This is a genomic window from Arthrobacter sp. EM1 (assembly GCF_029964055.1).
Taxonomy (GTDB): domain Bacteria; phylum Actinomycetota; class Actinomycetes; order Actinomycetales; family Micrococcaceae; genus Arthrobacter.
On record NZ_CP124836.1, the window covers coordinates 816,429 to 827,151 of the forward strand.

A 10,723-nucleotide genomic window follows, 5' to 3' on the forward strand; every position below is an offset into this window, starting at 1 on the left:
CCCAGAACAGAACAGGACCACCCCATGACCATGACCACCGAACAGGCCGAATGGTTTTCCGGCACCTTCGAAAAACTCGTCGCCAACGTCGGCCAGGCCGTCCTGGGCAAGGCCCACGTCATCCGGTTGACTTTTACCGCGATGCTGGCCGAGGGGCATGTCCTCTTCGAAGACGCCCCGGGGACCGGCAAAACCTCGCTTGCACGCGCCCTCGCGGCCACCGTGCAGGGCTCCAACAACCGCATCCAGTTCACCCCCGACCTGCTGCCCTCGGACGTCACAGGCGTGACCATCTATGACCAGAAGACGCAGAAGTTCGAGTTCCACAAGGGACCGATCTTCAACAACATCGTGCTGGCCGATGAAATCAACCGGGCCTCGCCCAAGACGCAGTCGGCGCTGCTTGAGGTGATGGAAGAATCCCGTGTCACGGTGGACGGCACCACCTACGAGGCGGGACGGCCGTTTATGGTGATGGCCACCCAGAACCCGATCGAACAAGCCGGCACCTACCGGCTGCCGGAGGCCCAGCTGGACCGCTTCCTGATCAAGACCTCCATCGGCTACCCGGACCACGCCTCCACGGTGCAGTTGCTCGGCGGCGCCAACCTGAAGGACCGGTCCAAGGGAATGACCGCAATCATCACCACCCAGGCGATCGCGGACATGGCGGACCTCGCCGCCACCACCCACGTGGACACCGCCGTGCTGGAGTACATCTCCCGGCTCTGCGAGGAAACCCGCAACGCCCCGGAAACCCGCCTCGGCGTTTCCGTCCGCGGTGCCCTCGCCATGGTCCGTGCCGCAAAAGTCTGGGCCGCCAGCCAGGGCCGGAACTTCGTGCTCCCGGACGACGTCAAGGACCTGGCCGCCGTCGTCTGGACCCACCGCCTGGTCATGGACCCGGAAGCCGAATTCTCCGGCGCCAGCCCCGAGGCCGTCCTGGCCCGGGTACTGGGCGAAGTTGCCGCACCGCAGCAACGCGCCGCCGCGCTGTAGCGGCACCGAGTAGCGCTCCCCGTCACCCCGAACGAACAAAGGCACCCATATGTCCTCCAGCACTCCGCTGGCCCGGCTTGCTGAACGCCTGCAACGGCCCTTCCACCGGGACGGCAGGCCGACCCGGCTGCACCCGGCCTCCCTCTGGGCCGAGGCCGGGAGCACCGCGGGCCTTGCCCTGGCCCCGGCCCGCCGCAGCCTGCGGGCGCTCTGGCTGCGCTACGCGTGGCCGGTGCTCTCCCTGGTGAGCGTGCTGGGCTGGTTCGTGCTGGCTGCCGCGGCCCTGCTGTGGACCGTCGGGCAGGCCTTTGGCTGGCAGGAAGCCAAGGCGGCCGCGATCGCCGCGTTTGTCCTGTTTGTGCTTGCTGTCGGCTTCGTCCTGGGCCGCTCGTCCTACGGCGTCGTGCTGGACCTGGCCCGGAGCAGGGTGGCAGTCGGCGACAGCGCCGTCGGCAGCATCTCGGTCTCCAACACCTCCGTCCGGCCCCTGCTGCCGGCGGACCTGGAACTTCCGGTCGGTGCCGCCACCGCCGTTTTCCACTTGCCCCGGATGAAACCGCAGCAGACCCATGAGGACCTGTTCACCATCCCCACCGCACGCCGCGCCGTGATTGTTGTGGGCCCGGTCCGGTCGGTCCGCGCCGATCCGCTGCACCTGCTGCGCCGCCAGGTGCTGTGGACGGAACCAGAGGACTTGTTTGTGCACCCGAAAACCGTGGCACTGGCCGGCTCGGCTGCCGGTTTCATCCGAGACCTCGAGGGTATGCCCACCACTGACCTTTCCAGCGCCGACGTCTCCTTCCATGCCCTGCGCGACTATGTGCCCGGCGATGACCGGAGGCACATCCACTGGAAAACCACAGCCCGCACCAACAAGCTGATGGTCCGGCAGTTCGAGGAAACCCGCCGAGCCCACCTCGCCATCTCGCTGTCCATCAACACAAACGAATACGCCTCCGAGGAGGAATTCGAGCTCGCCGTCTCAGCGGCGGCCTCGATCGGACGGCAGGCCATCCGCGAACAACGCGACCTCGACGTTTTGACCCAAAAAGGACCGCTGCGCTGCGAAACGGGCCGCAACATGCTCGATGACATGACCCGGATCGTCGGCGCACCCCAGCGCAAAACCGCCGTCGACCTGGCCCGCAGCCTGGCGGACACCGTCCCCAATGCCTCCGTTGTGTTCCTGCTCGTCGGCAGCAACGTCACCCCCACCCAGCTGCGCTCCGCCTCGGCCTCGGTGCCGCTGGGTGTCCGCAGCCTCGCGGTCCGGCTCCAGTCCGGAGCCGCGCCGGCCAGGGCCAACATCGGGGACCTGACCGTGCTGACCCTCGGAGACCTCTCAGACCTGGCCGCAGTGCTGCGGAAGGCGGCAGCATGAGCACCGCCACAACGGCCCGGCGGCGCAGCAACGCCGCCGCGCCGAAACGTTCCGGATTCGCCGGCGGCCAGCCGCTATGGCATCTCGCGCTCGACGCCGGTGCCCTCACCGTGCTGCTGGGCCTCGGCGTGCTGGGCTTCGGCCTCAGCTTCGGCGGCGACCCGTACTACCTGGTCGCGGGCTTCGGCGGCATCCTGCTGGGCCTCGCCCTGGCCGCGGCCACAGTGCACTACCGGCTCGGGCTCCTGATTACCGCCGCCCTGACACTTACTGTATACCTCGTTTTCGGCACGGCACTGGCGGTCCCGGAGGCCTCGTTCGCCGGCGTCCTGCCCACCCTCGCCTCGCTGCGCACCCTGCTGCTGGGCGTTGTGTTCGCCTGGAAGGATATGCTCACCGTCGGCGTTCCGGTCGGCACCGCCGGTGGAACGTTGATTGTGCCGTTCCTGAGCTCGCTCCTCACCGCGCTGGCCGCCGGGCTGCTGATTTGGCGGCTGAAAAGCCCGTACTGGCCGCTGTTGCCGGTGCTGGTGCTGTTCATCACGGGCATTGCGTTCAGCACAAACGCCAGTTTCCTCACGGTCGAACGCGGTATCTCACTCACGGTTGTCGCTATCGCCTGGGCCACCTTTCGCCGCGACGCGCTGCGCCGCAGCGACACCCGCAAGGTCTCCGTGAACCGGCTGGAGACGGACCCGGCCAACGCCCGCTCCGCCACCCTTCGCCGGCTGGGCACCGCCGCGGCCGTGATCGCCGTCGCCGTCGGGGTCACCGCCGTCGCGTCCCCGCTGGTCACCGCGGGCGAGGACCGCCGGGTGCTGCGCAACACAATCGTTCCGCCGTTCGACCCCAAGGACTACGTCACCCCGCTGGCGAGCTTTCGGAACTTCGTCAAGGACAAAAAGGACGACAACCTCTTTGTCGTCAAGGGCCTGCCCAAGGACGCCCGGGTCCGGCTCGCCGCCCTCGACTCCTTCAACGGCACCAACTACAACATGGATCCCAACGGCTCCGGCAGCTTCAGCAAGGTCGGCGACGCCAAGTCCATCAACACCCTGGCCGACGCCGGCGGGATCGTCCCGAGCAACAATTACGCCCTGGACATCACGATCGGGGACTACCAGGGCTACTTCTTGCCCGGCGGCCGCAAAACCACCGGGATCAGCTTTGTCCGCGACGGCTCCGGCGCGGCGTCCGGCCTGTACTTTAATGCCGGCACGGACACCGCTGTGACGACCAAGGGGCTTGCCAAGGGCGACTCCTACCGGGTCCAGGTAGCAGATCCCGCCACCTTGGAACACGGCCAGCTGACGCAGTACGACTTCGCCAAGATAGCCCTGCCGGATGCCGCCGAGGTACCGCCGGTTGTCGGGTCCCAGGCCAACGAGCTGGCGGCCGACGCCCCTACGGCCATTGACCGGGTGCGCCAGGTCGAGGCTCACTTCCAGAAGAAGGGCGCCTTCAGCAACGGCCTGATCGCCGACGGCCAGCTGCCCAGCGTCTCCGGTCACAGCGCGAACCGGATCCGGAGCCTGCTCACCGCCAAACAGATGCTCGGCGACGACGAACAGTACGCCGTCGCGATGTCCCTGATGCTCCGGCACCTCGGCATCCCGTCCCGGGTAGTGATGGGGTTCTACCCGGACCCGAAAAGCCCGGAAAACGGTGCCGGCGAGGTGAAGATCACCGGCAAGGACGTTCACGCCTGGGTTGAGGTCGCCTTCGACCGTGTGGGCTGGGTGTCCTTCGACCCGACGCCGCCGAAGGACAATGTGCCGATCCCGCCGGACCCGGAAAACAAGTCCAAACCCAAGCCGCAGGTGCTGCAGCCGCCGCCCCCGCCGCAGGAACCCGCGGACCTTCCGCCGGACTCTTCACCGGATGCGCTGGACGCGGATGAGAAGAAAAACAACCCCTGGCTGTTCTGGGGACCGCTCCTGACGGCGATCGGGTTCGCGCTGATCCCGGTGGGGATCCTCGCGCTGCCGTTGCTGCTGATCGCGCTGCTGAAGTCGCGGCGCCGGAAGGCGCGCTTCAGTGACGGACCGGCTGCGCAGCGTGTCGGCGGTGGCTGGCGCGAAGTGGTGAGCCTCGCGGCCGACCTCGGCGCCGAAGTGGACAGCCGCGCGACCCGCCGGGAGTCCGCCGTTGTGCTTGCCGAGGCGTTTCCGTCCGCCCGGGGGACCACCATCCTGCTCGCCAACCGGGCCGATGCCGCAATCTTCGGCGCCGGCCAGCCCAGTGAGGACCAGGTGCGGCAGTACTGGGAAATCGTGGACGGCTCGCTGCAGGAGATGACCGGAGCGCTCGGGTTTTGGGGACGGCAGCGGGCCCGGTTCTCGCCGCGCTCCCTGCTGGCTGACGGCCGGGCGGCGCTCACCCTGCGGGGCCTCAAACCCCGCGTTCCGGGCACAAAACGCGGCCGGCAGGCAGCTCCGGCAACACCGGCAGGTACAGTGGAGTCCGGCCCGGTGCAGGCAGCCTCCGTTGCTGCTGCCGCCGACTCTGCAGCCGACGCCAGCCAGACCGCCAGGAAGAACCACAACGAGCCATGACCGACGACGTCGAACGCTGCCCGCGCTGCCAACAGCCGCTCCGGCCGGGGGCTGCCTTTTGTACCTCCTGCGGGACGCCGCTGAGCAACCGTTCCGCGCGGAACGCGCACAACTTACGGGAGCCTTCGCATGCGCACGGGATCCCCGGTAGGATCCCCGTAACGCAGGGCCCCGCCCCGGCCCGCGGACAAGGGGGAGGTCCTTCGGTGCCACACAAGCTGGAGCTGGTACCCGCGGCTGCCGGGAAACGGCTGGGTGCGGCAGTGCTGGACTGGCTGGCGCCGGTGACCATCCTGACTGTGCTGCTGGCCATCGGGCTGGCCGGTATTACCCGGAGCCAGAGCGGCGGCTTTATCGTGTACAACACCTCGTCCCTGGTGCTGTTCGGCGGCATTGGTGCAGGCCTCACCCTGATCTACACAGTGGTTCTTGCCGTGCTTGAGGGCCGTTCCGGCGTGACGGCCGGCAACAGCCTGATGGGCATCCGCAGCTCGGACGCCGATGGTTTCGCGCCGGGCGGGGGAGCGGTGTTCCTGCGTGGCCTTATCACCGGGGCCGGTCTGCTGCTCGCCGTGATCGCTGCGGCTGCCGTGGTGATTTTCCAGTGGTTTGGTGTGGCCTTGGTGGTGCTGGGGCCCCTCGTGTTCCTCGGCGCTGCCTGGGCTGTCCTGGTGGTCCTGTCCAGCTCGTGGGATCGGAACGGGAAGCTCCGCGGCTGGCACGACGCTGCCGCGAAGACCTTGGTCTTCGATGTAAAGGCCGGACGCAACCCGATCACGACCGGTGGGATCCAAGGCCCTTACAGCTTCGCGCCCCTTGACCTTCCAGCGGTCCGGCAGGTCGCTTCGCCGTTGGCCGGAGCCATGGCCGCCGCGCCGCCCGCGTCCGCCCGGCCCGCCCCGGCCGCAGCCGCGGCGCCCGCGTCCGCCCCGGCCGCAGCCGCGGCGCCCGCCGCCGGCCAATGGCAGCCGCCGGTGCTCGGGCCGCAGCCCGGGCCAGCCCATCAGCCCGGGCCAGCACCGCGGCCCGGCCCAGCACCGGAGGCCGCCGTCGCAAGCGTCCTGCCGGCCGCGCACCCCGACGAGGACCACGACCGTACCCAGGTCCGCGACACGCAGGCCCCGATCACCGTGGCGATGCTCCGGATCCGGCTTGATGACGGCCGTGAGATTGAGCTGGACCGCACGGTGCTGGTCGGCCGGAACCCCGCCGGGCACCCCGGCGAGGGGCCGGTGCAGCTTATCCCGGTCGCCGATCCCGGGCGTTCCATTTCCAAGACCCACCTCCATCTGCACGCCGGAAACGGGGGCGTCTGGGTGACAGACCGCAACTCCACCAACGGCAGCGCCGTCAGCACCCCGGACGGTACCCATGCCGTCCTCGCGGCGGGGGTACCCACCCACGTCCGCCCAGGTTCCACCGTGCACTTCGGTGACCGCTCCTTCTACCTAGGACAGGCATGATTCCCCAGCCGGCCGCCGTTCCCTCCCCAGCCACCCCAGGCACCGCCCCCGACGGGCCCCCCAGCGGTACCTCCGGACTCCGGCTGAGCTGCGGCTACGGCACGGACCGGGGCCTGCGGCGCGAGATGAACGAGGATTCCTACATCGCCGCCGATCCCGTCTTCGCCGTCGCGGACGGCATGGGCGGGCACGAGGCCGGCGAAATCGCCAGCGGCATCTGCGTCCGCACCCTTGCCCGGATCCCGCAGCTGGCGAGCGGCGGGCGTGATGCCACCGCCGGCGTTGTGCAGGAATACCTGCTGCTGGCCGACGAAAGTATCCGGGAAGCCACCGGTTCCCGCGCCGGGACCACACTTTCCGGGGTTGTGGTGGTGGAGCAGACGGGCGTGCCTTACTGGCTGGTCCTGAACATCGGTGACTCCCGGACCTACCGGCTCAGTCAGGGCCAACTAAGCCAGGTCAGCGTGGACCATTCCGAAGTCCAGGAACTTGTTGATGCCGGGCAGATCAGCCCGGCGCAGGCCGCCGTGCATCCGCGCCGGCACGTTGTCACCCGGGCCTTGGGCACCGGCGACGAAATCGAAGCCGACTACTGGCTGCTGCCGATTGAGGAAGGCGACCGCATCCTGGTCTGTTCCGACGGGCTCAATGGCGAACTCGACGACGAGCACATCGGCAGTATCCTGCGCTCCCGGGCGGACCCGCAGGCAGCCGTGGATGAGCTCATCCAGGCGGCCCTGCGCAGCGGCGGCAGGGACAACGTCACCTGCATTGTGCTGGACGCCACCGATGTCAGCAACGACGACGGCGTCGTCCGGACAGCGCCGCGCAGTGCGTCCGCAGCGGAAGACGAAGACACCCTGCCCAGGGCCGATGCGCGCGAACATGCTGTTGAGCGACAAGCTGTTGATGGACCGGCTGTTGGTGGACCGGCTGTTGGTGGACCGGCTGTTGGTGGACCGGGCAAGGACCCCAACGATGCCAAGCACTAACGCCACCGCTGCAGTGCGCTACACACCGGGCAGCTGGCTCGGGGTGGTGCGCTCGGGAACCGTGGTGCTGCTGCACCCGGACAGCACACCGGCCCTCGTTGAGTCGCTGTGGGAACTTCTGGGCACCGGACCGGAAGCGCCCGAAGTCCTCGATACCTTGTCCGCGGCCTCGGGCGGGTCACTTGCCCGGCTGCCGTGGTTTGCGATAGTGGCCGGCACCGGTTCTCTCCAGTTGTTCCTGCGCGGCGGGATCGACCTGACGGTGGAGCTGCCCGGCGGCCCGGTGGAACTGAGCGGCCGAGACGTGACCACGTGGACCGAACGGCGGTTCGAAGCTGCCGACGGATTCAGCCTGAGAATTCCCGGTGCGGAGGCCGCAGGTGCGCCCCGCGCCGCCGCGGAGCTGCGGCTGGCAGACGGGGTGGTTCTGCTCAAGGGCCTGCGGATGGACCTTCGTGCGGCTGCCCTGCCGGGTGCACTGACGGCCGCCGGGGCGGGCGCCGACGGTGCGTCGGCAGAGACCGTGCTGGCATATCCCGTCGAGGACCTGGAGCTGGAGCGGACGCTGCACGGGGAACCGGAACCGGAACCGGAACCGGAACCGGCGGCCGCAGCGCCGGCCGAACCGGAACCGGCGGCCGCTGAACCGGAACCCGAACCGGAACCGGCGGCCGCAGGCCGGGAACCCGCCGGTCCGGATCAGGATCAGGAAGCCTCCGGAGCGCAAAAGCCCGCCGCATCGGAGCCCGCCGAACAGGAGCCGACAGGCAGCTACGATCACCTTTGGGAACAAACGGTGATGCGGAATATCGAAGACGCAGCCGTCCGCGAGGACCCGGACGCCGACTCGGAACTCTCCGGTGACTTTGCCGAAACGCCCCCAGGGCCGACGCCTGAGCCGGCCGCGGCGGTGGCGGTGGCGGAACCAGCAGCCGCTCCCGCCCCTGCCCCGGATCCACCCGCGGCCCCGCACCCGGTGTCCACCGGACTGATCGATTCCGTCCCCTGGCACACCGGCGGGGCCCGTTCCTCGCCGGCTGCGCCCGCGCCGGCACCTGCGCTTGCGCCACTGCCGGCGGTCCCCCTGCCGACGGCGGCACAGCAGCACGTTCCGATGCTCCCGGCCGCCCGCACCGAAACGGACGCCGACCACGACGGCCAGACCATCATCAAGGGCGACCTCGCCGGTGCCGGCCCGCAGCCGCCCAGCACCCAGCGCGCGGCGGCGGAACAGGCTACCGGACCGATGGTGCTTGCCCGGGTCTGCCCGCAGGGCCACGCCAACCCGTCCACGTGCGCCCAGTGCGGCCGCTGCGGCCAGCCGCTGCCCGGTGACGGCGTCCAGGTCAGGCGGCCCCGCCTCGGCCAGATGCGCCTGTCCACCGGTGAGCTGATCGACCTGACCCAGTCCCTCATCGTGGGACGCCAGCCTTCGGTGTCCCGCGTCCAGGGCGCCGTGATGCCCAAGCTGATTCAAGTAGCGAGCCCCAGCGGAGACATCTCCCGCTCGCATGTGGAGGTCCGGCTAGAAGGCTGGCACGTGATGCTGTGTGATTTGAAGGCGACCAACGGCACGGTACTGGTCCGCGAAGGACAACCCCCGCGCCGGCTCGCCCAGGGCGAAATGGCAATCGTGCTGGACGGTGACATCGCCGAGGTCGGCGACGGCATCTCGCTGCGTTTTGAGGAGATCCCGTGAGCTCCAAACGGCCGGTAGCCCCGCCGCCGGTGATTCCGGGCTTCAATTACATCAGCCTGCTCGGCTCCGGCGGATTCTCCGACGTCTATCTCTACGGGCAGGAGCGGCCGCGCCGCAATGTCGCCGTCAAGGTACTGCTTTCGGACCTGAAGACCGAGGGTGCCCGCCGCCGCTTCGAATCCGAAGCAAACTTGATGGCGCAGTTGTCCTCGCACCCTTACATCGTGACGATCTTCGAAGCCGAAATCACCGACGCCGGGCATTCCTACCTCGCGATGGAGTACTGCTCGCGGCCCAGCCTGGACGTCCGCTACCGTCGGCAGCCCTTCAGCGTGGACGAGGTGCTCGCAGTCGGCATCCAGGTGGCGTCCGCCGTCGAGACCGCCCACCGGGCCGGGATAGCGCACCGCGACATCAAGCCGGCGAACATCCTCGTCACCGACTACAACCGGCCGGCCCTGACTGACTTCGGGATCTCCGGAACCCTCGCCGGCGACTCGGACGAGGACGCCGGCATGTCCATCCCGTGGTCGCCGCCCGAGCAGTTCACCGGCCACCATGTCGACGGGGTCCTGGTGGACGTCTGGGCGCTCGGCGCCACGCTGTACACCCTGCTGGCCGGCCGGTCCCCGTTTGTGCTGCCGGGGGCGGACAACTCCCAGCGGGAGCTGATCTCACGGATCACCAACTTGCCGGTGCCCAAGCTGGGCCGCGCCGATGTCCCGGAATCCCTGGAACTGGCGCTCGCGACGGCGATGGCCAAGGCCGCACCATCCCGATACTCCTCGGCGCACGCTTTCGCACTGGCCCTGCAGCGGATCCAGGCCGAGCTGAACCTCTCCGTGACACCGTTCGAGGTCCTGGAGGAACCGCGCGCGGAGGAAAACCATCCGGACGACGGCTTCGAAGAAACCAGGGTCCGCAGCGTCGCCGCGATCGACCCGGACGCCACCGGCAACACACCGACCTTCCCGGCCCGGTTCGGCGGCGCTGACACCAGTTCCACAGTGGACAACGCAACAACGTTCAACAACGCAACCATCCACCGCCCGCCGGCGCTGCCGGCCTTCGAGGCCCCCGTAACCGGAGCCGCCGAAGGAGCTGCGGCCCCCGAAGATGACCTTGCGGCCACGGTCAACCGCTCCAGCACGGCCCCCGCGGCCAGCCCAAACGACGGCGCGGAGGCCCACCCGGCCGGCCACGGCCGACGCACGCTGCTGCTCTCGATTGTCGGCGGCACCGTCCTGGTGGCCGCCGCCGTGCTCGGAATAGTTGCGTCAACCACCGGGTCCGAGCCGGCTCCGAAAGCCACCGACCAGGTCAGCAAACCGCCCGCCGACGCCCTGGACAACGGCACAGTGCCCGACGTCACCGCGCTGGCCGGGGTGGCCGGGGCGGCCGGGAAGGTCAGCTTCACTTGGACCAACCCGCAGCCGAAACCCGGCGACAGCTACAAGTGGCGGGTCCACACTCTCAAGGGTGACGGGGACTACCAGTCGTCCGCCGGGCCGGCCGCTGAAATTGCCGCGAATCCGGCCGAACCCAGCTGCATTCAGGTGATGATCGTCCGCACCGACGGGGCGTCTTCGCCGCTGGGTCCGGATTCGATCGCCTGCGTCAGCAAATAGCAGCAA

General features: G+C 69.1%; 7 protein-coding genes. All 7 read left to right on the forward strand.

Going from position 1 to position 10,723, the window contains the following annotated elements:
- The first annotated feature begins 24 nt into the window (after positions 1-24).
- Genes QI450_RS03590 through QI450_RS03620 form a run of 7 tightly spaced genes read left to right on the forward strand, consistent with a single transcriptional unit; the run spans position 25 to position 10,717 of the window.
- Positions 25-999, forward strand: coding sequence for a MoxR family ATPase (locus QI450_RS03590; protein ID WP_226773093.1), 975 nt, complete (start codon positions 25-27; stop codon positions 997-999).
- A 49-nt stretch (positions 1,000-1,048) separates the two neighbouring features.
- The gene (locus QI450_RS03595) at positions 1,049-2,380 is read left to right on the forward strand and encodes a DUF58 domain-containing protein (RefSeq protein ID WP_226773094.1); all 1,332 of its coding nucleotides are present in this window, start codon (positions 1,049-1,051) and stop codon (positions 2,378-2,380) included.
- Positions 2,377-4,935 carry a transglutaminase-like domain-containing protein gene (locus tag QI450_RS03600; protein ID WP_226773095.1) on the forward strand — a complete coding sequence of 853 codons (2,559 nt, stop codon included), beginning with the start codon at positions 2,377-2,379 and terminating at the stop codon, positions 4,933-4,935. Before QI450_RS03595 ends, QI450_RS03600 begins: the two co-directional genes overlap by 4 nt.
- Positions 4,932-6,398: an RDD family protein gene (locus tag QI450_RS03605; protein ID WP_282468102.1), complete on the forward strand. Its 1,467-nt coding sequence runs from the start codon at positions 4,932-4,934 to the stop codon at positions 6,396-6,398. Before QI450_RS03600 ends, QI450_RS03605 begins: the two co-directional genes overlap by 4 nt.
- A complete protein-coding gene (locus tag QI450_RS03610) occupies positions 6,395-7,390 on the forward strand; it encodes a protein phosphatase 2C domain-containing protein (protein ID WP_282468103.1) in 996 nt (331 codons plus the stop codon). The genes QI450_RS03605 and QI450_RS03610 overlap by 4 nt, the downstream gene beginning before the upstream one ends.
- Positions 7,377-9,089, forward strand: coding sequence for an FHA domain-containing protein (locus QI450_RS03615; RefSeq protein WP_282468104.1), 1,713 nt, complete (start codon positions 7,377-7,379; stop codon positions 9,087-9,089). Before QI450_RS03610 ends, QI450_RS03615 begins: the two co-directional genes overlap by 14 nt.
- Positions 9,086-10,717, forward strand: a complete 1,632-nt coding sequence (locus tag QI450_RS03620; protein WP_226774647.1) for a serine/threonine-protein kinase — start codon at positions 9,086-9,088, stop codon at positions 10,715-10,717. The genes QI450_RS03615 and QI450_RS03620 overlap by 4 nt, the downstream gene beginning before the upstream one ends.
- The last annotated feature ends 6 nt before the right edge of the window (positions 10,718-10,723 follow it).

Coding starts and splice junctions, on each gene's coding strand:
- QI450_RS03590 (WP_226773093.1), top strand. CDS start 25: ATGACCATGACCACCGAACAGGCCGAATGGTTTTCCGGCACCTTCGAA.
- QI450_RS03595 (WP_226773094.1), top strand. CDS start 1,049: ATGTCCTCCAGCACTCCGCTGGCCCGGCTTGCTGAACGCCTGCAACGG.
- QI450_RS03600 (WP_226773095.1), top strand. CDS start 2,377: ATGAGCACCGCCACAACGGCCCGGCGGCGCAGCAACGCCGCCGCGCCG.
- QI450_RS03605 (WP_282468102.1), top strand. CDS start 4,932: ATGACCGACGACGTCGAACGCTGCCCGCGCTGCCAACAGCCGCTCCGG.
- QI450_RS03610 (WP_282468103.1), top strand. CDS start 6,395: ATGATTCCCCAGCCGGCCGCCGTTCCCTCCCCAGCCACCCCAGGCACC.
- QI450_RS03615 (WP_282468104.1), top strand. CDS start 7,377: ATGCCAAGCACTAACGCCACCGCTGCAGTGCGCTACACACCGGGCAGC.